This is a genomic window from Salipiger sp. CCB-MM3, assembly GCF_001687105.1.
In the GTDB taxonomy this organism is placed as follows: Bacteria; Pseudomonadota; Alphaproteobacteria; order Rhodobacterales; family Rhodobacteraceae; genus Salipiger.
Genome location: NZ_CP014596.1, coordinates 851,450 through 872,731 on the forward strand (window position 1 = coordinate 851,450; position 21,282 = coordinate 872,731).

Annotated in this window: 18 protein-coding genes; 10 read left to right on the plus strand and 8 right to left on the minus strand. The window is 63.8% G+C overall.

From position 1 onward, the window contains the following. Nucleotides 1-43: 43 nt before the first annotated feature. The 10 genes from AYJ57_RS17660 to AYJ57_RS17705 all read left to right on the plus strand — a co-directional run bounded on the left by AYJ57_RS17660 (nucleotide 44) and on the right by AYJ57_RS17705 (nucleotide 12,248). Complete coding sequence (locus AYJ57_RS17660; RefSeq protein ID WP_066109046.1) at nucleotides 44-1,240, plus strand: ABC transporter substrate-binding protein; 1,197 nt, start codon at nucleotides 44-46, stop codon at nucleotides 1,238-1,240. 78 nt (nucleotides 1,241-1,318) lie between these two features. Further along, nucleotides 1,319-2,080 carry an ABC transporter ATP-binding protein gene (locus tag AYJ57_RS17665; protein ID WP_066109049.1) on the plus strand — a complete coding sequence of 254 codons (762 nt, stop codon included), beginning with the start codon at nucleotides 1,319-1,321 and terminating at the stop codon, nucleotides 2,078-2,080. Continuing rightward, nucleotides 2,077-2,811: an ABC transporter ATP-binding protein gene (locus AYJ57_RS17670; protein WP_066109052.1), complete on the plus strand. Its 735-nt coding sequence runs from the start codon at nucleotides 2,077-2,079 to the stop codon at nucleotides 2,809-2,811. The genes AYJ57_RS17665 and AYJ57_RS17670 overlap by 4 nt, the downstream gene beginning before the upstream one ends. A 1-nt stretch (nucleotide 2,812) precedes the next feature. Further along, nucleotides 2,813-3,733 (plus strand): branched-chain amino acid ABC transporter permease, encoded by a 921-nt coding sequence (locus AYJ57_RS17675; RefSeq protein ID WP_066109055.1) that lies wholly within the window; start codon nucleotides 2,813-2,815, stop codon nucleotides 3,731-3,733. Nucleotides 3,734-3,736: 3 nt separating this feature from the next. Further along, nucleotides 3,737-4,810 carry a branched-chain amino acid ABC transporter permease gene (locus AYJ57_RS17680; RefSeq protein ID WP_066109058.1) on the plus strand — a complete coding sequence of 358 codons (1,074 nt, stop codon included), beginning with the start codon at nucleotides 3,737-3,739 and terminating at the stop codon, nucleotides 4,808-4,810. A 152-nt stretch (nucleotides 4,811-4,962) separates the two neighbouring features. Next, nucleotides 4,963-6,072 carry a hypothetical protein gene (locus AYJ57_RS17685; RefSeq protein WP_157374235.1) on the plus strand — a complete coding sequence of 370 codons (1,110 nt, stop codon included), beginning with the start codon at nucleotides 4,963-4,965 and terminating at the stop codon, nucleotides 6,070-6,072. Between the two features lie 131 nt (nucleotides 6,073-6,203). Beyond that, nucleotides 6,204-8,285, plus strand: a complete 2,082-nt coding sequence (locus AYJ57_RS17690; RefSeq protein WP_066109064.1) for a hydantoinase/oxoprolinase family protein — start codon at nucleotides 6,204-6,206, stop codon at nucleotides 8,283-8,285. Then, nucleotides 8,278-10,056: a hydantoinase B/oxoprolinase family protein gene (locus tag AYJ57_RS17695; protein ID WP_066109067.1), complete on the plus strand. Its 1,779-nt coding sequence runs from the start codon at nucleotides 8,278-8,280 to the stop codon at nucleotides 10,054-10,056. Before AYJ57_RS17690 ends, AYJ57_RS17695 begins: the two co-directional genes overlap by 8 nt. A 64-nt stretch (nucleotides 10,057-10,120) precedes the next feature. Continuing rightward, on the plus strand, nucleotides 10,121-11,053 hold the full coding sequence (locus AYJ57_RS17700; RefSeq protein ID WP_066109071.1) for a D-2-hydroxyacid dehydrogenase family protein: 933 nt from the start codon (nucleotides 10,121-10,123) through the stop codon (nucleotides 11,051-11,053). A gap of 259 nt (nucleotides 11,054-11,312) precedes the next feature. Beyond that, the gene (locus tag AYJ57_RS17705; RefSeq protein WP_066109074.1) at nucleotides 11,313-12,248 is read left to right on the plus strand and encodes a helix-turn-helix domain-containing protein; all 936 of its coding nucleotides are present in this window, start codon (nucleotides 11,313-11,315) and stop codon (nucleotides 12,246-12,248) included. Between the two features lie 122 nt (nucleotides 12,249-12,370). On the opposite strand, the gene AYJ57_RS17710 is transcribed toward AYJ57_RS17705, so the two are convergent. The 8 genes from AYJ57_RS17710 to nthA form a co-directional block, all read right to left on the minus strand. Then, nucleotides 12,371-14,869, minus strand: coding sequence for an ATP-binding cassette domain-containing protein (locus AYJ57_RS17710; protein ID WP_066109076.1), 2,499 nt, complete (start codon nucleotides 14,867-14,869; stop codon nucleotides 12,371-12,373). 20 nt (nucleotides 14,870-14,889) lie between these two features. After that, a complete protein-coding gene (locus AYJ57_RS17715) occupies nucleotides 14,890-15,834 on the minus strand; it encodes an ABC transporter permease (RefSeq protein ID WP_066109079.1) in 945 nt (314 codons plus the stop codon). Between the two features lie 25 nt (nucleotides 15,835-15,859). Further along, nucleotides 15,860-16,966 carry a substrate-binding domain-containing protein gene (locus tag AYJ57_RS17720; RefSeq protein WP_066109081.1) on the minus strand — a complete coding sequence of 369 codons (1,107 nt, stop codon included), beginning with the start codon at nucleotides 16,964-16,966 and terminating at the stop codon, nucleotides 15,860-15,862. A 63-nt stretch (nucleotides 16,967-17,029) separates the two neighbouring features. Beyond that, nucleotides 17,030-18,415: an amidase gene (locus AYJ57_RS17725; protein ID WP_066109084.1), complete on the minus strand. Its 1,386-nt coding sequence runs from the start codon at nucleotides 18,413-18,415 to the stop codon at nucleotides 17,030-17,032. Between the two features lie 20 nt (nucleotides 18,416-18,435). Next, complete coding sequence (locus AYJ57_RS17730) at nucleotides 18,436-19,128, minus strand: cysteine hydrolase family protein (protein WP_066109086.1); 693 nt, start codon at nucleotides 19,126-19,128, stop codon at nucleotides 18,436-18,438. 149 nt (nucleotides 19,129-19,277) lie between these two features. Beyond that, nucleotides 19,278-19,754 carry a nitrile hydratase accessory protein gene (locus AYJ57_RS17735; protein WP_083191345.1) on the minus strand — a complete coding sequence of 159 codons (477 nt, stop codon included), beginning with the start codon at nucleotides 19,752-19,754 and terminating at the stop codon, nucleotides 19,278-19,280. Further along, nucleotides 19,754-20,422: a nitrile hydratase subunit beta gene (gene nthB, locus AYJ57_RS17740; protein ID WP_066109089.1), complete on the minus strand. Its 669-nt coding sequence runs from the start codon at nucleotides 20,420-20,422 to the stop codon at nucleotides 19,754-19,756. The genes AYJ57_RS17735 and nthB overlap by 1 nt, the downstream gene beginning before the upstream one ends. Beyond that, nucleotides 20,419-21,048: a nitrile hydratase subunit alpha gene (gene nthA, locus AYJ57_RS17745; RefSeq protein WP_083191346.1), complete on the minus strand. Its 630-nt coding sequence runs from the start codon at nucleotides 21,046-21,048 to the stop codon at nucleotides 20,419-20,421. Before nthA ends, nthB begins: the two co-directional genes overlap by 4 nt. Nucleotides 21,049-21,282: the final 234 nt, after the last annotated feature.

Genomic DNA, 21,282 nt, shown 5'->3' on the forward strand with positions numbered 1-21,282 from the left:
AAAAATGACATCCTCCTCCGATGTCGTCCAACAGGAGTTCACCATGAAAAGACCAATTACATCAGGCCTCTTGGCCGCATCTCTATCTGTCGCGGGAGCCCAAGGGGCCCTGGCGCAGGATGATCCGATCAAGCTCGGCTTCGCGATCGCCCTTTCGGGCCGTCAATCAGTGACCGACACCGATGGCTATCGCTTCGCGCAGCTCTGGATCAAAGCGCGCAACGAGAATGGCGGGCTTCTGGGGCGTCAGATCGAGTTTGTTACCGCCGACAATAAGACCGACCTCGGCGAGTCGGTGAAGGCGGGTCAGAAGGTGCTGGCCGAGGATCCCGACCTAGTCGTCGTGAGTTGCGACTACGACTTCGGCGCTCCGGCAGCCGTGCAGGTTCAGAAAGCCGGCAAGATCTCGGTCTTCATGTGTGCGGTCGACCCCAAGGCGGGCGTTCTTGGCGTTGGTCCGGCCTCTTTCTCGGGCGGCACCGCCTCCCAACTTGACGGCGCGATCATTGCCGACTGGGCGCTTGAGAAGAAAGAGCTGAAAAAGACCTTCGTGCTGGAGGATGTTGCTGGCGAGGCTCAGAAATCTTCCTGCGCCGGCTTCGAGTGGATGTACGAGCAACTTGGTGGCGAGATCACTGGCTGGGAGCAATTCCGCTTCGATGACGCCTCGATCTCGGCGCAGGTCAGCGAACTGTCGAAATCAATCGCCGATGACGGCACCGAGGCGGTGATGCTCTGCTCGCACCTCGGCGCGGGCGGTGCAGTGCGCCAGATCCGTTCGGCAGGTATCGACGTGCCGCTCCTGGGTCCGTCGATGTTCGACGGCGTCGCCTGGACTTCCGCCGTGCCCGGCCTCACCGACTTCTACATCCCAACGCAGGTGCTGATCGATGGCGACGCCCGTCCCGAGGTCACGGCACTAACCGAGAGCTTTGTGGACGCCTACGGTGACAAGCCGTCGAGCATGTTCGCCTACCCGATCTACGCCTGGCTCGAACTCTGGGCCAAGGCAGTAGAAACCGCGGGAACGACCGAGACACAGGCGGTGGTAGAGGTGATGAACGGCTTCACCAACGAGGCGACCACACTAGGACCGCGCACCTTCACGCCACAGCTGCACATCCAGACCTCGATGCCGATGCAGATCTCCGAGTTCACCGACGGCAAACAGGTCTACGTCGAGGAATGGGGCATCAACGAGGAGATCCCCAACAACATCCTCTACCGCGTCGGGAACTGACAGAGAACCTCTACAGGCGTCAGGCTCATCGCGCCTGACGCCCTTTCCATTCAGACAGGGAACAACGCTTTGAATTCAATGGCGGAACCACTCGCAGAAACGGCGACCAGGGCGAGGGAGGCGCTCGAGATCAAGCACGTCTCGGTGCTGTTCGATGGTCTCGCCGCGATCAGCGACGTCAGCCTGCGGCTCGCTCCGCGGGAAATCGTCGGCCTCGTGGGGCCGAACGGTGCCGGCAAGACCACGCTGGTCAACGTGCTCACGGGCTTTCAGAAGCCCACCAAGGGCACGCTGCATCTCGATGGCGCAGATGCGCGTGGCTGGTCGCCGGCACGGGTACGCGGCGCGGGCGTGGCACGGACCTTCCAGGCCGGGCGGCTGTTCAAGAAGCTCGACGTGCTCGAGAACGCGCAGGTCGCCGGGATCGCAAGTGGGCTGTCGAAAGCTGCGGCACGGCGCCGGGCGCAGGACGTGCTCGAACAGGTGGGGCTGGCGGATGCGCACGACAAAATCGCCGGCAGCCTGCCTTACACCGATCAGCGACGCCTGGACATCGCGCGGGCGCTGTGCTCGGCGCCGAAATACATCCTGCTCGACGAGCCCGCTGCCGGCATGTCGGACTCCGAATGCGAGGAATTGATGGGCATCATCCGATCCTTGCCGGCGGTCCATGGCTGTGCGGTGCTGCTGATCGAACACAACATGCATGTGGTGATGTCGCTGAGTGACCGCCTGCATGTCCTCGACGGCGGGCGGACCATCATCGAAGGACTGCCCGAGGAGGTCCAGAAACACGAGGCCTTCCTGAGCGCCTATCTCGGAGCGGAGGTGGCCGAATGACCGAACCCTATCTCAAAGTCCGCGACCTCTTCGTCAGCTATGGCCAGATCGCCGCCCTGCGCGGCGTGTCTCTCCATGTCGACCCTGGCGAGACGGTCTGCGTCGTCGGCCCGAACGGCGCTGGAAAATCGACCCTCATGGCCGCCATTGCTGGCGGCGCCCGTGCTCAACGCGGTGGAGTCTACCTCGCGGGGCAGGACATCAGTTCCGGCAAGCCGGAAGACATTGCGCGTCGTGGCTTGTCGCTCGTGCCGGAAGGGCGCCAGATCTTCTCGACGCTGACGGTGGCAGAGAACCTCAAGCTCGGCGGCTTCATGCAGGGCAATGCCGGCAATGCGCGCTGGATGATGAATGATCTGATGGATCTCTTCCCCATCCTGCGCCAACGCGCCAACTATCCTGCGGGTCGGCTCTCGGGGGGCGAGCAGCAGATGCTAGCCATCGCCCGCGCCATCATGACCGACCCTCAGCTCATCATGATCGATGAGCCTTCGCTGGGTCTTGCGCCAAAAATCGTTGATCAGGTCTACGAGATCCTCGCCGAGATTAAGGCGCGGCGGGGAGTGACGCTTCTGATCAATGAACAGAGCTCGGCACGCGTCCTGAAATATGCCGACCGCATTTATGTACTGCGCGGCGGGCAGGTGCAGCTTTGCGACCGTGCCGAGAACCTCACCGATGGCGAAGCGATCAAGCGCGCCTATTTCGGCTTCGACAAGGAAGGTGTCTGACATGATTGCGTTCTTCCAGACTATTCTCGACGCACTCAGCCTCGGATCGATCTTCGCGCTGGCAGCTTTGGGCGTTGGCCTTTTGTTCGGCATCCTGAGGCTTGCCAACATCGCCCATGGCGATTTCATCACGGCCGGGGCCTACTCGCTGATCGTGCCCTTCACCTCGGTGGCAGCCGCTTCGGAGCTGTTCATCGGCAGCTGGCACTGGACCCTCGTCATCCCCACAGTCGGGATGATCGTAGTGATCATTGCGCTGCTGACCGAACGCTTCGTGTTCCGACCCCTGCGCAATGCCTCGGCGCCGACGCTGATGATGGCGTCCTTCACCGTGAGTTACATCCTTCAACACATCATGCTGCTGGTCTACGGCAGCCAAGCGCGCGGGGTAAACCTCTGGTACGGGCTGACCGAACCGATCTTCATCGCCGGCCTGCGCATCCCGATGATCCAGCTTATCACCATCGGGGTGACCGCCGCGCTGATGATTGCGCTGAGCCTCTTCCTCAAGTTCTCGCGGTTCGGCATCGAAGTGCGGGCTGCGGCCGAGGATTTCCGCATGGCGCAATATCTCGGCGTGCGGGCCAACCGGGTGATCGGTGTCGCCTTTGCGATCAGCGGCATCCTGGCGGCGGTCGTGGCACTGCTCTACCTGCCGCAGAGTGGCACTGTGAGCTACGCTTGGGGCTCTCCGTTGGCGCTCTACGCCTTCGTGGCGGTGGTCGTCGGAGGCATGGGCTCGCTCGTCGGCGCAGTGGTGGGAGGCTTTCTCATCGGTGCGGCGATCACTTTCCTTCAGGTCTACCTGCCGTCCGACCTCAAGCCCTTCCGCGATGCCTTTGCCTTCGGCTTCGTGATCCTTGCTCTGGTGGTCCGTCCCGATGGGCTCTTCCCCAACAAATCCGTCCACAAAAGGGTCTGATCCATGCAGAATGACAAGCTGAAATCCCTGCTGGAAACGGTCTGGACCCCGTTCGGGCTGATTGCCGGACTGGCCGTCGTGTCGCTGTTTGTGCAGCTGATGGGCACGGGGACGGTGCAGAGTTTCTGGACCGAAATCCTGATCCGCATCATCTTGGTCACAGGCTTCTACATCTTCATCGGCAATTCGGGCGTCTTCGCCTTCGGTCACGCAGCTTTTGCCTGCGTCGGGGGCTATGTGGCGGCGTGGCTGTCGATGGACGCGATGTTCAAACAGATCATGCTAACGGGTTTGCCGGGCTGGGTGCAGAGCGCACATGTCGCGCCATGGCTGGCGGTCTTCGCGGCTATGGCGGCTGCAGCCGTTGCAGCGCTTGTCGTGGGAGCAGTCATAGTGCGGCTTTCCGACATCGCCGCCTCAATCGCGACATTTGCTTTCCTGCTCGTCGTGAACCGGATCTATTCGAACTGGGACTCGGTCACCGGCGGTGCGGCACCGCTGACCAACATACCCTCGCTGGGCGGCATCTGGGCGAGCTTCGTCTTCATGGCCGGCGCCCTGGTCATCGCTTGGCTGTTCCAGCAATCGCGGTTCGGCCTGATGTTGCGGGCGAGCCGGGATGACGAGGTCGCAGCCATGGCGACAGGCATTTCGGTCTACCGCATGCGCCTCGTGGCTTTTGTGCTCTCCGGCGCGGTCATGGGCTGCGGCGGCGCGGTCTACAGCTTCTTCCTTGGCATCCTTACCGCCGACGTCTTCTACATGAGCCTGACCTTCTTGCTTCTGGTCATGCTGGTGGTCGGCGGTGCGGAAAGCCTCACGGGCGTCGTCGTTGGCGTCGTGGCAGTGAGCTGCGTTTCCGAGGTGCTGCGGCTTGGCGAGGAGGGCGTCGCGCTGCCCAATGGGGACATGCTGGCCCTGCCGCTCGGCATGCAGCAGATTTTGCTCGGAATCTTCATGGTCTTCGTGCTGATCAACCGGGCGGACGGGATCACTCGCGGTTCCGAGCTGCCCTTGCCGAAAGCCTTCCGCAAGCCGCAATCGATCGTTTCGGGCGAGCGCAAGACCGCTTCCTGACGCCTCTGAGATTTCCAAGTAAGGCCCCGCCGGTGACGGTGGGGCCTTTGCGGTTTCTGGCGCGCGGAGGCAACGCTTGTGGCGCGGTGGAGCGGGGCGCAGTGCTTCTGATTGGCTAGTCTGCATGGCAGATCGGCAAGATGGAGGCTTCCATGTCGCAGCGACAACTTCAGGCACAGCGCATTCTTGGGGCGGCGGATCACGCGTTGGGACAACGCCGCTTTGCCGAGGCTTTGGCCCAGTACAAGGCCGTCTTCCAGATGGGATTCGAGTCCTGGGCTATCCACGTCAACGCCGCGCAGTGCTGCAAGCGTATGGGCGATATCGAAGGAGCGTTCCGCCACTTCGAGCGGGGGTTCCGGATCAAGCGACGGCCCGACCTCTGGGCCGGAGGTGCCGCGGAGGCACGGGTGGCTGGCGATGAAGCCCGCCTGTCCCCCACCTATTGCCGCAACCTTTCGGATCAGCTTGCGTGGCTGCGCGCACGGGGTGAGATAGATTGGTTCGATGCTGACCTTGAGGACGACCTGCGCAAGGGTGTCCTCACCGGCAAGACCCGCGCGTTGCGTGACGGTTGCAGCCATTATCCCGAGATTTCTCCGCCTTGCGAGATCCTGTCGCCAGATATGTTGATCGAGCGAGTCGAACTGTCGGGCAAGCCGGGCGACTGCTTCTACATTCTCGATAACGTGCTGACGGGAGAGGGCCGGCAGGCTCTGCTCGACCAACTGCTCAAGGCGGCCATCTGGTTCGACGTGCGCGACGAGCGCGGGTATCTCGGGGCACATCTGCACGAGGGATTCGCAACGCCTTTTGTGCTGGGGCTTGCGCACGAGATGCAGGCAACGATCAGCCGGCTCGCCGAGCCGGTGGAGGTCGCGCAGCTCTGGGCCTTCCGTTATCTGCAGGAGTCCCAAGGCATCGACATCCACGCCGATCAGGGCGACTGGAACCTCAACATCTGGCCGGTTGACGAGACCCACCTGCAGGAGGGTGACGGAGTCGGGGGCATGACGCTCTACGACCTGCGGATCGGTGAAGACATCGCCTTCGAGGATTACAACGCGCGCCCGGAGCTGAACCGGGACCGCATTGCGGTGGCTGGGGCGGCGGAACACGTTGTGCCCTATCGTGGCAATCGCGCCGTGCTCTTCCCGTCGAAATACCTGCACAAGACCAACGCCGCGCGCTTTTCCGACAGCCACGAGGGACGGCGGATCAATGTCACGATGATGGCCGACCGCGCCGCCGCAGCGGCGTGACCTTTCCAGACCTATGCCCTGTCGCGCCGGGACGCGCGGCGGCGGGGTGGGTCAGGTAGTTAGAATACACAAAGTTTCAAAAGAACCGGCCGGGGGGATTTGTCCTCGGCCAGCAAGGACTTGGAGGTCTCATGTACCGAATTTCCGTCGACACCGGGGGCACGTTCACCGATGTCGTTGTCACCGATGATCAGGGCCGCCTGACTGTCGGCAAGGCGCTCACCACGCCCGAACGCAGCTTCACCGGCCTGTCGAACTCGATCACCAATGCTGCCGATCAACTGGGCATCTCGCTTTCGCAGCTGCTCGCCGAAACGCGGGTGATGGTCTACGGCACGACCCGGGCGACGAATGCCATCGTCGAGCGCAAGACCGCCAAGACCGCACTTCTGGTCACCGAAGGTTTCCCCGACGTTCTGGTGTTTCGCAAGGGCGGCAAACTCAACGCGCTCGAGATCAACGCCAAGGTCGAGCCGCCTTACATCCCGCGCAGCCTGACCTTCGAGATCCCCGAGAGGATGAACGCCGAAGGCGGCGTCGAGACAGCACTAGACGAGGCGAACGCGCGCGCAACGCTGGAGAAGCTGGGGCGCGTGGGCGTCGAGGCGGTGGCCGTGGCGCTGCTGTGGTCGATCGCCAACCCCGCGCACGAGCGGCGTCTGGGTGAGCTGATCGAGGAAATTCTTCCCGGCGTACCCTACACGCTGTCGTCCTCGCTGAACCCGACCATCCGAGAATATCCGCGCAGCTCGGCGACGGCGATCGACGCCTCGCTCAAGCCGTTAATGCAGAAGCATCTGCGCGACCTCAAAATTGACCTCTCCGAGGCGGGCTTCGGTGGAGAGCTGCTGATTTCCGCCTCCTCGGGCGGCGTGATGCACATCGACGACGTGGTGCAGAAGCCGGTCTACATGGCCAAGTCCGGCCCTGCCATGGCGCCGCTCGCGGGCATCGCCTACACACGCGCCGAAGACCTCGACGATGATGTCATCATCGTCGACACCGGTGGGACCACGTTCGACGTCAGCCTGATCCGCGATGGTGCCATCAAGTACACCCGAGAGACCTGGCTCGGCACGCCCATGGCCTCGACGATGCTCGGCATGGCGACGGTCGATATCCGCTCGGTGGGCGCGGGCGGCGGCTCGATCGCATGGGTCGATGCCGGCGGCATGTTGCGCGTCGGTCCGCATTCGGCGGGTTCGGAGCCCGGCCCGGCCTGCTATGGTCGAGGCGGTGACAAACCGACCGTGACCGACGCGGCCGTGGTGCTGGGCTACATCGATCCCGATCGCTTCCTCGGCGGGCGTATGAAGCTCGACAAGCCCGCGGCCGAGGCCGCCATGCGCACCGTCGCCGACCGGCTGGGCAAGTCGATCTGGGAGACCGCGGGAGCGATCCTGCAGATCTCGTCGGAGATCATGATCAAGGCGATCGAAGACATCACAACCAATGACGGCGTGAACCCCGGCGACAGCACGATCGTCGCGGGCGGCGGCGCCGCCGGCCTGAACCTGCTATCGATTGCGCGCTCGATGAAGGTCAAGAACGTGATCATTCCCAAGACGGCGGGCGCGATCTCGGCGGCGGGCGGCCAATTCTCGGACATCGCAACGGATTTCTCCACCTCTTGCTATGCCGCGTCGAATGCCTTCGACAGCGGACAGGTGCGCGAGACGCTGAACGGGTTGCTGGCCCAGAGCGGTGAGTTCGAGAGCGGGCTGCGTGCCAAGGGCGTCGAGACTTTCCGCTATCAGCTCTTCGTCGAAGCCCGCTACGCACGGCAGCAGTGGGAACTCGAGGTCGAACTGCCCGTCGAATGGGCTCAGAGCTGTGACGACGTCGCGCTTCTCGAGAAGCTTTTCGCCGAGCAGTACAAGCGGCTCTATGCGGTCGACCGTCTTGGTACGGTGGTCGAGGCGATCAACTGGCGTCTGCGCGTCGCGGCGGTGCTGTCCTCGCCGCAGGTGTCCTGGCAGGGACCGGGCTCTGATATCGACCTAAACAGCCGCGACAACGACGCTTACTTTCTCGAGACCGGCCACACCAAGACACGGGTGATCAACGGCACGACCATCCCGCTTGGCTTCGAGATCAAGGGCCCGCTGATCATCGAAGAGCCGACCACAACCATCGTGGTCGAGCCGGGAATGACCGGGCGTCTCTCGCCTCAGGGCAACTACATTTTCGAATTCGGAGGCACCCATGCCTAAGGACTTCCCGGACACCGGCTTCGATCCGGTCGAACTCGCGATCATGGGCAACCGTCTCGACGCAATCGTGCGCGAGATGACCTCGACCGTGATCCTTACCGCAAACTCCTCGGTGATCGGCATGGCGCGGGACTTCTCCTGTTCCATCCTCTCGTCCAATCACGACATCATCGGCGTCGCCGAGGCCCTGCCAGTGCATGCTTTTGGCTCGAACCTGCAGGGGCAGGCGATGGAGAACTTTCATCCCGGCTTCAAGGAAGGCGACGCCTTCCTCAACAACGACCCCTACAATGGCAACACCCACGCCGCGGACCATACGATCCTCGTGCCGGTGTTTTTCGAGGGCGAGCACCTGTTCACCTCGGTGGTCAAGTGCCATCAGGCGGACTGCGGTAACTCGGTGCCGACCACCTATTTCGCCGCGGCGACCGACGTCTATAATGAAGGGGCGCTGGTCTTCCCGATGGTGCAGATCCAGAAGGATTTCACCGATAACGAAGACATCATTCGGATGTGCAAGGCGCGCATCCGGGTGCCGGACCAGTGGTATGGCGATCTGCAGTCGGCACTGGCCGCGGCCCGCACCGGTGAGCGCTCGCTGAAAAAGTTCGCCGAAAAGTTCGGCGCGGAGCGGGTCAAGGCCTTCGTGAAGGCCTGGCTCGACTATTCCGAACGCCGCGCAGCAGCGGCGATCGCCAAGCTGCCGCCCGCGACACTCGAGCGCCGCGGCAAGCTGGACGAACTGGGAGAGTTTCTGCCCGACGGTGTGGAAATTTTTGTCAAGATCACCATCGACCCAGCCGAGCAGCGCGCCATCGTCGATCTGCGCGACAACTTGGATTGCGTGAACGCCGGGGTAAATCTCTGTCAGGCCACGGCCACAGGCATGGCGATCACCGGCATCGTCAACTGCCTCGAGCATGATTTGCCGCTGAATTCCGGAACGTTCCGCCGTATCGAGGTGCTGCTGCGCGAGAACTGCGTGGTTGGCATCCCGAAGTTTCCGCACTCGGCATCTACCTCGACGACGCTCCTGGCTGACGTGATCTGCAATACGGCGCAAAGCTCGATCTCCGAGCTGGGCGATGGATACGGCCTGTCGGAATCGAACATGTTTCTGGGCGTCTCGACCGGGGTGATCTCGGGCAAGGATGAGCGCGTGGGCGACGAGGATTACGTCAACCAGCTGTTCCTCATGGGCGGCGGCGGTCCGGCCTCGGCAACGGCGGATGGAATCGATACCTTCACCGTGATTGCCGGGGCTGGCCTGTGCTATCGCGACAGCGTCGAGATCTCGGAGCAGCGGCTGCCGCTCATCGTGAAGTCGATGAAGCTGGTGCCCGGCACCGCCGGTGCAGGCCGCCAGCGCGGCGGCGTCGCGACCCGGACCGAATTCGGCCCGCGCGGCAACGAGATGGTGGTGATGCAGGTGACCAACGGTGTTTCGACCGGACCGCGCGGCGTCCAGAAAGGGCATGACGCCTACCCGGGTGCCAACATCAAGGTCCACGCCGACGGTACCGAAGAAGTGCTGCCGGGCTATCTTCACACTGTGCTCCAGCCGGGCGAAACCATCGTCGGCTTCGACAGCGGCGGTGGCGGCTACGGCGATCCTGCGAGCCGTGATCCGCAGGCAGTGCTCTACGATGTGGCCGAGGGCTACGAGACCGTCGAGCGGGCGCGCGACATCTACCGCGTGGCTGTGCTCCTAGATGCGGAGGGCTTCGCCAGTGGCATCGACGAAGCGGAAACCGCGCGCCTGCGCAGCTGAGCCTTCCTTTCCTTGCTCCCTGGGGTCGCGGCCGCGCCGTGGCCCCTTTTTTGATGAGGCCCAAATGAAACTTGCGATAATCGACGACTACCAGTCGGTCGCGCTGGAGATGGCCGATTGGTCCACAGTGAAGGAACGCTGCGAGATCACAGTCTTTAGCGACCACCTCTCTGAGCCGGAGGCGCTCGCCCAGCGGCTGCAGGACTTCGATATCATCTGCGTCATGCGTGAGCGAACCCAATTCGACCGCGCGCTGCTGAGCCAGCTACCCAAGCTCAAAATGATCGCTTCGAACTCGGCGGCGAATGCCGCTATCGACATCTCCGCCTGCGAGGAAATGGGCATCCATGTCAGCCACACCGAGTTCCTGCTCTACGGCACGACCGAGCTGACCTGGGGGCTGATCCTCTCGGCGATCCGGCGCCTGCCGCAGGAAATTAACAATTTCCGGGCGGGCCGCTGGCAACAGCACGTTGGGCAGGACATCCATGGGCGGACGCTCGGAATCGTCGGTCTCGGCAATTTCGGACGCGCGGTTGCCAAGGTTGGACAGGCCTTTGGCATGGACGTCGTGGCCTGGAGCCAGAATCTCGATCCGGCTTTTGCGGCGAAACTTGGTGTGCGCGCAGTCAGCAAAGAAGAGCTTTTCTCGGGCTCCGATGTGATCAGCATCCACATGAAGCTCAGCGCACGCTCGCACCACATGGTCGGCGCGGCGGAACTGGCACTCATGAAACCATCAGCCTGGCTAGTTAACGCCTCACGCGGGCCCTTGGTGGATGAGGCAGCCCTAATCGCGGCGCTCAAAGCAGAGCAGATCGCCGGCGCGGCGCTCGACACTTACGACCAGGAACCGCTGCCCGTCGATCACCCATTCCGGGTTCTTGAGAGCGTTATCGCGACGCCGCATATCGGCTTCGTGACTGAGGACACATACAGACTATTCTATGGCCAGATGGTCACACGCATTGGCGAGTGGCTGGAACGCTCACAATAATCGACACGGCGCCCGGACGGGCGCCGTTTTCGCTTCGAGGGTCCGGGAAAATGCGCCCCGAGAGTGAAAGATTCATTTCGCTTTGATGTTGGGCGTTTTCACCCGAATTCGCTTGTTTTGCAGCATCTGCGGGTTTGGTGTGCGCTTTGCGCCGCGCGCTTCCGGCATCGACTGCCATAGAGACTTTGCCTGCGGTAATCTTGGTTCCAGAGCGCCTCAATAGGTGTGATTTGGACGAACGGCCGCAAGGGAAGCTGCCATGACACTCATCTTCCAGACCGACGATTTCGAGGGGGCCGACCGGCTCGCATACTGGCAAAACATGATAAGCCAGCACCATGTTTCCGTGGTCTCGCCCGGCGGTGCCGCGCAAGATTTCAGCGGGCGCATGAAGATCGACGACTGGGGTGGGTTACAGTTCTCGGATACCACGTTCAGCCCGATTTCCTACAGCCACGGGGTCGAGGAAATACGTCAGTCCGAGCGCGACGACTTTCTCTGCGTGCTGAGCCTCGAGGGGGGCGGGCGGTTCTGCAACAACGACAGTTCATTCGCCTTCAGCGCCGGCGACATGGTTGTCTACGACACCGACCAAATCTATGCGATCGAATTCCCCGAGAAGGCGCGGACGATTTCGCTTCGCATCCCACGCCCCCTGATCATCAGTCGCCTATCCGGTGCCGACCGCCAGTTCGCCCTGCATATCGACGGCGCGCAACCTATGGCGCAGCTAGCTGCCGGTCTCATGAAAAACGTCTGCGCGCTCGACGAGCTGCCCGGCAGCCAGCGCTGCCGCGATGCCGAGGCACCCATTCTCGACCTGCTGTGCCTTGCCGCCAGGGACCTGCGCGGCGAAGAGCAGCGCCCCACTCCCGGCCAGCATATGCTGCTTAAGCGGATCAAGGCCGAGCTGATGGAGCGTCTTGAAGACAGCACGATTTCGGTGACCTCGATCGCCCAGGAGAACCGGATCTCGCCGCGCACGCTCAATCGTCTCTTCGCGTCCGAAGGGACGACGGTGATGCGCTGGATCTGGTCGCAGCGTCTGGCGGCAAGCTATCGCGCCATGTCCGAGGGTTCGGTGCGGCAGGTGACCGAGGCGGCATTCCGCTTCGGCTTCAAGGACTCGTCGCATTTTGCGAGGGCCTTCCGCAAGGAATTCAACATCCCGCCAAGCAAGCTGATCGGTTCCTGAGCTTGTCCGGGGGCGTGACGTGAGGCGCCGAGCGGTCCCCGGCGTCGCAAACGAGATCACCAAGAGAATGGCCCGCCCGGAGCGATCCGGGCGGGCCATTCTCTCGGTGTGGGCGATTGCGCTCAGTGCGCGGGTTTGGCCGGCTTGCGCATCTGGCTGAAGAGTCCTGCCGCGATGAAGGTCGCGCCACCGATCAACACATATTGCCAGACCGATCCGAGGTTCAGGAAGGGCAGGGCGGCAATGATCGATTGGATGAACAAGGCCCCGGCCAGTGTGGCGAGGAACGAGCCGCGCCCGCCCGTGATCTGTGCGCCGCCCAGCACCACGGCGGTCACGCTCATGAGGGTGTAGCTGACGCCCGTTGTGGGAGAGCCGATCCCGACCTGCGCTGCCAGAAGCAGCCCGGCGACGCCCGCAAAAAGACCACTCCCGACGAAGGCGAGAACAACGATCTTGCCGCGCTGCAGGCCAATCATCTCGGCAGCCTTGGGGCGCGAGCCGACGGCGCGCAGGGCGCGGCCGACCGGGCGCCGGAAGAGGCCGAATTCGGCGCCCAGGGTTAGGGCGATGACGAACACGAAGACCAGTGGCACCGGGCCGACCAGCATCTGAACCGTCTCCATGTAGCCATCGGAGAGAAGCCCATCGGGTGAGGGCCGCAGAATGAGCGACAGCCCCTGCAGGCCAGTATAGGTCGCAAGCGTCACCACGATGGCCGGCAGCTTGAGGCGCTCTACGAGAACACCGTGCAACAGGCCAACTGCCGTACATATGGCAAGGACGACGAGCGCGCCGCCGACATAGCCGACCGGCGGTTCTTCCCCCAGCAAGAACGAGGACAGGACGACGGCAAAGCCGATGAGCGGCCCCACGGCAAGGTCGATGCCGCCCTTGAGGATCACGAAGAGCTGGGCGAAGGCTGCCAGCGCAAGGATGCTGGTCAGCGTAGCAATGCTCTGCAGACTGAATGCCGAGAGGAACCACGGGTTGATAGCCTGCGTGACACCCATCACCAGAACGGACAGCAGCACGAGGATCGCCGCGGGCATCTGGTCGGAGCTCCAGAAGGCGGAGCGTTTTCTGCCTCCTGCATCGGCGTCCGAGCCATCGCGAATACCGGTAGCCTTAAGATTGGCCTCGGTGATCTTGGCATCATTGACATCCGCGCCGGTCAGCTCGGTCACCACTGAGCCGCGCGAGAATACCAAAACGCGGTCGCACAGGCCCTCGATCTCTACGCCGTCCGCCGAGGAGACGATCACCGCACAGCCGGAATCGGCCATTTCGCGTAGCTTGTTGTAGATGTCCGAGCGCGAGCCCACGTCGACCCCTTTGGTCGGCTCGTCGACGAGCAGTACGCGCGGTTTCATCGCGATCTCACGGCCGATGAGAACCTTCTGCTGGTTGCCGCCCGAAAGCTGGCCGACCGTCGACTCTACGGTCGGAGCCTTGACCCGCAGATCGGCATGGATCTGCTCGGCAAGCTCCTTTTCGCGGCGGGCGGATAGCAGGCCGTGGTCCGAGATCGCGGCGAGCTGGCCGAGCCCCTCGTTCTCGCGGATGGTGAGCGAGAGGACAAGCCCTTCGGCGTGACGGTCGTCGGGCACGAAGGCCACGCCGGCGCGGCGGAAGTTGGCGACACCGGGTTTCGGCTCGTCCATATCGACGCGGATGTCGCCGGAGGTTTTCGGATTGATCCCAGCGAGGGCGCGCAGGAAGTCGCGCTGGCCTTGTCCTTCGACACCGGCCAGACCGATGATCTCGCCCGGACGTACCGCCAGTGACACGTCGCGGAAGCCCTTGCCCGACAGAGCTGCCACGGTGAGCAGCTTGGGGCCGGTGCCGATCTTGCCTTTGGGCGGGAAGACCTGCCCGAGGGGGCGCCCGACGATCAGGTTGACGATCTCGTCGGGGGTGAAGTCGGCGGCGGGCCGGGTCTCAATCAGGTCGCCGTCACGCAGCACCGACACGCGGTCGGCGATAGCCATGACTTCGTGCAGGCGGTGCGAGATGTAGATGATCGCGGTGCCCTGCGCCTTCAGCTCGGCAATGAGATGGAACAGGTGCCGCACCTCAGGGTCCTGGAAAGGCTCGGTGGGTTCGTCGAAGATGAAGACGGCGGGGCGGCTCGCAAGCGCGCGGGCGATCTCCAGAACGTGGCCCTGCGCCAACGAGAGGTCGGCGGCGCGAGTAGAGAGGTCCATCGCCAACGCCTTGGTGGAGACCCGGTCGAGCAGCTCCTGTGCCTCGGAAGGCGTCAGGTCCTGTCGTGCCAGCTGCAAGTTCTCGAGCACCGTCAAATCGGGAGCCAGCGCCGGGTGCTGGAAGGCCACCGACAGGCCCATCTCGCGCACCTGCGCGGCCTGCGACCGGGCGGTCTCGCCCTTGATCGACACGGTGCCGGTGTCGGGAGTGAGCACGCCTGCGGCACAGTTGATCAGCGTGGACTTGCCCGCACCGTTCTCGCCGACGATGGCGTGAACCTCTCCCGGCCATGCCTTGAGGTCGATACCCTTGAGCGCCTTCACCGGGCCGAAGGACTTGGTAATTGCGTCGAGGATCAGGGCGGGCGGCGCAACGGGCTCTGCTGCGGCGACGGGTTGTGCGTTTGCGGTCATGGGAACTGCTTTCATGTCGGTCACGCGGTCTTGAGACGGTTCGCGATGGACGGAAGGCTTACGCCGAGAAGGACGATGGCTGCCTGAATGAGGTACTGCACGGCGGTGTCGAACCCGAGGCTGATCACTAACTGTCCCAGATAGGTCAGGAAGAAAGCGCCGATCCCGGTCGCCAGCACCGAGCCGCGCTCACCTGTGAGGGAGTTGCCTCCCACTACATAGGCGGCGACGGTGGCCAGCATGTAGTCGTTGCCAGCGAAAAGCGTCGGAACGTTCGACAGGCCTGCGAAGAGCACGCCCGCGGCGGCGAAGAGAATGCCGGCCCCGATGTAAGCGCCGACTTGGAAAAGCTCGACACGGAAGCCGAGGGCCAGCCCGACGTTCGGGCTGAGCCCGGACACCGAGAAGCGGCGGCCAAGCGCGGTGCGCGAGATTACCAAGGCTACCAGGGCAACCAGTACGAGCGCGACAAGGAAAGGCACCGGGATACCGACGACGCGCGAAGCAGCGAGGTCGGCGATCGGTTTCGCGACCGTCGAGGCACGGCCGCCGGACAGAGCCAGGACCAGGCCGAAAACGATGGAGTTCATGGCGATGGTGACAACCAGAGGAGGCACGCCGAGACGCGTAACGGTCAGCCCGTTGGCGAGCCCGACGCCGGCGCCGGTCAGCAGGGCGAGGCCGACGAGACCCATGGCCTCCAGCGTGCCGCCCCCTCCGGATTGGAAAGCGGTGACGACGACGGCGGCAAGGGAGAAGACCCCCGCCACCGAGATGTCCATGCCTCGTTGCTGAATGACGAGGTGCTGACCGATGGAGGCCACCGCGAGGATCCCCGCAAAAGGCAGGAGCCCGGAGATGGAAGCGGGGCGGATCGTGGACGGGGCGATCACCCCGCCGATGACCAACAGGAGGATCAGGGCGGCCAGCGCCCTGAACTCGTTGCGTTTGAAGAGGTTGCCCATTGGGTGGTCTCCTTCGGTCGTGGGGTTATTCGAAGATCGCGCGCATCTCGTCCTTCGTCATCGTGAAGGTCGAGACATGGGCACCCATCGGAAGTTCAGGATCGCAGACCGGGTTGAACTTCGCATCTTCGCTGGCGGTGTTGTCGATCACCGGGTCGATGATGATCGTCGGCTCGTCGTTCTCGACGTCGTTGGCGGCGGCAACGCCCTTGCGCAGGGCAAGGCGGGTCAGCCAGGTTCCGGCCGAGGTGGTGAAGAGCTCGAAATCGGGGTTGGCGTCGTGGTTTTCCTGCCAGTAGCAGGCCAGCTCGTTGCCATCACGCGTGGTCCAGAGCGGGAGCTTCTCGCCGGCGATCTCATAGGCACGGATAGCGCCCATCGACCCGATGCCGTAGTCCGACATGACCGCGTCGATCTTGTCATGCTTGGCGAGCAGGCTGGTCATGACCTTCTGGTACTCGGCGCGATCCCAGTTGGTTGTCACGGGGCCGTCTTCGAGCATCTTGATCCCCGGGTGCTTGGCAAAAACCTCCATGGCACCATTGTAGGTGTTGCGGGTCGAGACCGCGCCAGGCGCGCCGCCGAGCATCACAACGTTACCTTCGCCGCCAAGTTGCTCGACGATCCATTCCGCCGCCATTTTGCCTTCGATGTTCTGGTCAGCCGTGACCATGCCGACGTAATCCTTGCCGGGAGTGCCAGGCCAGGAGGTCCCGCCGTAGAAGGGCACGACCTTTGCGCCGCGCTTCATTGCCTGCGACATCGCACGCAGCAGCGCTTCACCGCCGTCGGGACGCACGACGATCACGTCGAAGCCTTGCGCCGCGAGGCCGGTGATGTCCGAGATCTGTTGCTCCACGCTGCCCTGCGCATCAACGTAGCGAGCTTCCTTGATGTTGTCGCACTTGGCGGCTTCAAGTTCGAACTCGGCACGCGAGATCAGGCGCCAAGGGTCCGTGGAGGAACCGGTGGAGTAGGCGACACGCATCGGCTTGTCGCCGCAGAAGTCGGTGATCGGGCGGAATTCCTCGATGCCGCCGACCTTCTTCGGGTGCTGGTCGGCAGCGGCATGCGCCGCGCCCGAGGTGAGCAGGCCGAGCAGGCCGGCGGTGGCGAATTTGCGGAAAGACATTGTTGTTTCCTTTTCTGGTTTCTGTCAGCCGATGCGGCTGATCCCTGTTGAAGTTCGGCAGGTTCAGGAGGCGAGAGGAGGCTGCCGGAGGTGCCAGTCGGTGGCTTTCTGGAAGGCCGAACCGGCTCTCACGAGCCGCCCTTCGCAGAGCTTCGGGGCGACAAGTTGCACGGCGACGGGCAGACCGTTTCGGTCGAAGCCGCCTGGCATCGTGACGGTGGGTGACCCCGACATGTCGAAGGGGCCGGTGAAGCGGATGAATTCGGAGTTGTCGCCCTCGGCGTAGTCGGCCCAGTTGGCGAGATCCGGAACCCGCCAGATGGTGGCGGGGATGAGCAGCAGATCGACCTGCCGGAAGAGCGCATTCAGCTTGGCAGTGAACCCCAGCCGGGTCTGATGGGCCCGGGCGACCTCGCGCGAGCTGTAGCCGTCGCCCATGTCGATGAGCGCGGCGAGGGTCTCGCCATAGTCATCGCGGCGGGAGGGGAAGGTGGCCTCATGTGCCGTGGCGGTCTCGGGGGCGCAGATCGGTAGCCAGGCCTTGGCGGCGGCCTTCCAGTCTTCGACCGTCACGTCGACCAGAACCGCGCCCAGGGATTGCAGCACCCGCGCGGCCTCTTCGATGGCGGCCACGTTGGCGGGGTCGATGCCCTCGGAGATATAGGCGCGGTCGATGCCGATGCGCAGCCCGGCAATCGACTGGCCGGCCTCGGCGCCGTAGTCCGGAACCGGCGCGGTGAGCGCCGTGGGATCATTGATATCCGCGCCGGCCATGGCCTGCAGGACGAGGCCGGCATCTTCCGCGCTGCGCGCGAAGGGTCCGATGTGATCGAGCGAGGCGGCCAGTTCAAAGGCGCCGTGGCGGCTGGTCCGGCCCCACGTGGGCTTGAGGCCCGTCACCCCGTTCGCCGCCGCAGGAAAGCGGATCGAGCCGCCGGTGTCGGAGCCGAGCGAGGCGAAGGCGAGCCCCGCCGCGACCGACACGCCCGAGCCCGAGGAGGAGGAGCCCGCCCAGTGTCCGGCATTCCAGGGGTTCGACGGGGCGGTCACATCGGGATGGTGATTGGCATAGGCCTGCTCGGTGGTCTTCACCTTGCCCAGCGTCACGGCGCCAGCGGCCTCGAGCCGCTGAATGACGGTCGCGGTGTAGCCCGGACGGAAATCCTTGTGAATCCGGGTGCCGGCGGTGGTTTTGGCGAAATCGGTGTAAAGGATGTCTTTGTACGACAGGGGCACGCCGTGCAGCGGACCTCGGTATTTCCCCGCGGCAATCTCCGCTTCGGCGGTAGCGGCCTGCTCCAGCGCCCGTTCCGCGGTCACGGTGACATAGGCATTCAGTTGCGGCTCGAGCGCCTCGATCCGGTTCAGCATATGCTGGGTGACTTCGACCGGCGAGACCTTGCGGGCTGAGATGTCACGGGCGAGGGCGGTGATGGAGCTGTAGTGCATCGGTTTGTCTTTCGGCAGGGTCAGGCGGCGTTCGCGGAGATGAGGCTCAGAACCTCGCTGGTGGGCACCACGTCGGCGTAGACGACATAGAGATTGCCGAGCGTGGCGTTGTGCTCCTCGTCGGTTATCGTGGCGTTGGCATCCGAGACGAAGATCACGTCGTAGTTCATCTGCGCCGCGTCACGGGCGGTAGCTTCCGAGCAGCAGTTGGTCAGCGTGCCGGTGACGATCACCGTCTCGATGCCGTTCGCCTGCAGTTCCTCGTTCAGTCGCGAGGTGCCGGGGGTGAAGCCGGAGAAGCGGGTCTTGCGGACAACCAGATCGCCCTCCTGCCGGTCGAGTTGGGGGGCCAGGTCATGCAGCGGGTTGCCGGGCGTTAGCGCGGCGACGAGATCGGTCGAGAAGGGGCTGCCCAGCAAATTGTGGTAGAAGCTGGTCCAGACCACCGGCTCGGAGCCGTCATAGGTGTTCTGGATGAAGATCACCTTGCCACCGGCCTCGCGCAGTGCGGCGGCAATGGCGTTGACGTTGGGCACGATCTCGCGCGCCACCGGCACCTCGGCGCAGGTGCCTTCGTCGAGGTAGGCGCGCTGCATGTCGACCACCAGCAGCGCAGTCTTGCTCAGGTCGAACTCGGTGAAGGCCTGGTCGCGGCCATCGCGGTTCCAGCGGCCGCGTTCGAGCATGACGGGATTGATGTCGGTCTTGTGCATGGAGTCGGGTCTCGTCAGATGTGGCCTTGGAGCGGGCATGGCTCGCCCGGGCCGCTGGCGAAGATGCCAGCGGGAGTTTGGGGAAGGTGTGCGGAATTGGCGCCCCGGATGAGGCTCTGGGGAAGAGCCTCGGTCGGACGTGCGGCGGATCAGGCCTCGGCGGGACTTACCGAGACTGGCTCGGCCGGCGTGCTCGGCGCATGGTGGTGATGGTGGTCATCGTCGATGTCGGGCAGGTTCGGCAGGTCGCGGCGAAATTCGATCGGTTTGCCGTGCTCGGTGGCGATGTAGGAGCGCCGCCAGTGCTCAGCGGTCTCGGAGATCTCCTCGTCTGTCGCCGCCCCGGTCTTGCGCAGGAGGGTGATCAGCGCCTCGGACCATTGCCGGTAATAGGCTTCTTCCGAGGTCTCGATGCCGCTCTGCGGGTGCGTGCGGATCTCGGTCGAGAAGGTCTCGACCCATTCCGCCCAGCTGAACACACCGGCCTGCGCGAGCGCCATGGCAAGCCCGAAGACCTGCGCGTGCCAAGGTTCGCCGAAGCCCGGGGCGCCGACGTCGGCCTGTCCCAGAGAGGTCAGGTCGGTGCGGCAGGGATCGAGCGCCGAGATGATACTGCGCGTGTCCATCACAGGTCCTCCAGATAGGTCTCGTAGAGGTCGATGTAGACGGCATCTTTGCCGCCGGCGTCGGGCCCCCAGAGGTCGGCCGCCTCGAAACGGACGGTGTACGTGTGGTCCAGCGCCTCGTAGTCGCCCTGCGAGCGGGCATCTGCATAGAGGCAGGCGCCGCGGTAGGCGATGATGGTGCAGGGCTTGCCGCGGGTGTAGCGCGGCAGACGGGTGTGGGTCTTCGGGTTGATGTTCAGCGACCGGACCCTGTCCCCTTCCTTGTAGCGCGGCGGGGTCTTGGACTCGCCGGTGACCGGGTGGTTGGTGGTGAACATCTTGGTGACGGCTTCGGGCTCCAGTGCCTCGAGCCTGGCGGCCCATTCGGGAAGCGGCGCGCTGGCCTTTCCCGAGGCCAGCTCCTCGGCGGTCGCGATGCCCTTTTCCTGCAGGTAGGTCTCGGTCCCGTCGAGCCAGTGCTCGTAGTAGGGCGAGGCCAGCCAGTGCAGTGCCTCGATCCGTTCCATGGAGTGGCGCGCCTCGTCGGCGACCGCGAGGCCGGTCATCAGGGTCAGCAAGTGAGCGCCGCAGATACGCCGCTCCCAATCCTCGTGGAACATCGGCTCATTTTCGTCGAAGGGCAGGGGCCCCATGCCGTGCATGCCGCCGAGATCGTGAATGCTGTTCATGCGGTCTCTCCCTTGGTCAGCGCATCGGGGGTTAGCGGCAGGCCGGTGCCGATCATCGAGTCGCGAGTGACCAGTTCGGCCAGCTGCGCCTCGGTCCAGCCCTCGGTGCCCTCAGGGCGCATCGGCAGGATGAGGTAGCGCAGCTCATTGTTTGAGTCCCAGACCCGGACTTCTACCTCGTCGGGGATCGTCAGACCGAATTCCTCGAGTACCGCACGCGGTTCGATCACCACGCGCGAGCGGTAGGGGGCGGTCTTGTACCAGGTCGGCGGCAGGCCGAGGACCGGCCACGGGTAGCACGAGCACAGCGTGCAAACGACGACGTTGTGGATCTCGGGGGTGTTCTCGCAGACCACCATGTATTCGCCTTGGAAACCGGCGAAGCCGAACTCCTCGATCGCGGCGGAGGCATCGGTCATCAGCCGGACCTTGTACTCGGGATCGCTCCAGGCGCGGGCGATGACCATGGCGCCGTTCTTGGGCCCCAGCTTCTGTTCGAAAATATCGACGATGGCGTCGACCGCGCCTTCCTTGATCAGTCCCTTCTCGGTGAGCAGTTGCTCAAGCGCGCGAACGCGCAGTGCCTTATCGGAGGGCGGCTTGGTGCCGTGGTGATGGTCGGACATGTTCTTCACCCTGTCGTAGGAAGTCGAGGTTTCGTGGTTCTTGTTTCTCTCACTATGACTCGATTTGGCCGTGCCTGTCTGTGCTGAGTGTGCCCGTTTGCTCGACTGGATTGGCCAAAATGCCCCGCTCTGTATGGTGAGAAAGCCATAAAAATATGAGCAAGAACCGGCATTGGACTCTATGTGCCAATCTATCCGGATGGATCGGCCAGCATGGCATTCGCGCTTGATCGG

Bases quoted from the DNA above. Each gene is read 5' to 3' on its own strand.
- AYJ57_RS17690 (WP_066109064.1), top strand. From the start codon at position 6,204: ATGTACCGAATTTCCGTCGACACCGGGGGCACGTTCACCGATGTCGTT.
- AYJ57_RS17735 (WP_083191345.1), bottom strand. From the start codon at position 19,754: ATGGACACGCGCAGTATCATCTCGGCGCTCGATCCCTGCCGCACCGAC.
- AYJ57_RS17710 (WP_066109076.1), bottom strand. From the start codon at position 14,869: ATGACCGCAAACGCACAACCCGTCGCCGCAGCAGAGCCCGTTGCGCCG.
- AYJ57_RS17720 (WP_066109081.1), bottom strand. From the start codon at position 16,966: ATGTCTTTCCGCAAATTCGCCACCGCCGGCCTGCTCGGCCTGCTCACC.
- AYJ57_RS17700 (WP_066109071.1), top strand. From the start codon at position 10,121: ATGAAACTTGCGATAATCGACGACTACCAGTCGGTCGCGCTGGAGATG.
- AYJ57_RS17680 (WP_066109058.1), top strand. From the start codon at position 3,737: ATGCAGAATGACAAGCTGAAATCCCTGCTGGAAACGGTCTGGACCCCG.
- nthB (WP_066109089.1), bottom strand. From the start codon at position 20,422: ATGAACAGCATTCACGATCTCGGCGGCATGCACGGCATGGGGCCCCTG.
- AYJ57_RS17725 (WP_066109084.1), bottom strand. From the start codon at position 18,415: ATGCACTACAGCTCCATCACCGCCCTCGCCCGTGACATCTCAGCCCGC.
- nthA (WP_083191346.1), bottom strand. From the start codon at position 21,048: ATGTCCGACCATCACCACGGCACCAAGCCGCCCTCCGATAAGGCACTG.
- AYJ57_RS17670 (WP_066109052.1), top strand. From the start codon at position 2,077: ATGACCGAACCCTATCTCAAAGTCCGCGACCTCTTCGTCAGCTATGGC.
- AYJ57_RS17715 (WP_066109079.1), bottom strand. From the start codon at position 15,834: ATGGGCAACCTCTTCAAACGCAACGAGTTCAGGGCGCTGGCCGCCCTG.
- AYJ57_RS17685 (WP_157374235.1), top strand. From the start codon at position 4,963: ATGTCGCAGCGACAACTTCAGGCACAGCGCATTCTTGGGGCGGCGGAT.
- AYJ57_RS17705 (WP_066109074.1), top strand. From the start codon at position 11,313: ATGACACTCATCTTCCAGACCGACGATTTCGAGGGGGCCGACCGGCTC.
- AYJ57_RS17660 (WP_066109046.1), top strand. From the start codon at position 44: ATGAAAAGACCAATTACATCAGGCCTCTTGGCCGCATCTCTATCTGTC.
- AYJ57_RS17730 (WP_066109086.1), bottom strand. From the start codon at position 19,128: ATGCACAAGACCGACATCAATCCCGTCATGCTCGAACGCGGCCGCTGG.
- AYJ57_RS17675 (WP_066109055.1), top strand. From the start codon at position 2,813: ATGATTGCGTTCTTCCAGACTATTCTCGACGCACTCAGCCTCGGATCG.
- AYJ57_RS17695 (WP_066109067.1), top strand. From the start codon at position 8,278: ATGCCTAAGGACTTCCCGGACACCGGCTTCGATCCGGTCGAACTCGCG.
- AYJ57_RS17665 (WP_066109049.1), top strand. From the start codon at position 1,319: ATGGCGGAACCACTCGCAGAAACGGCGACCAGGGCGAGGGAGGCGCTC.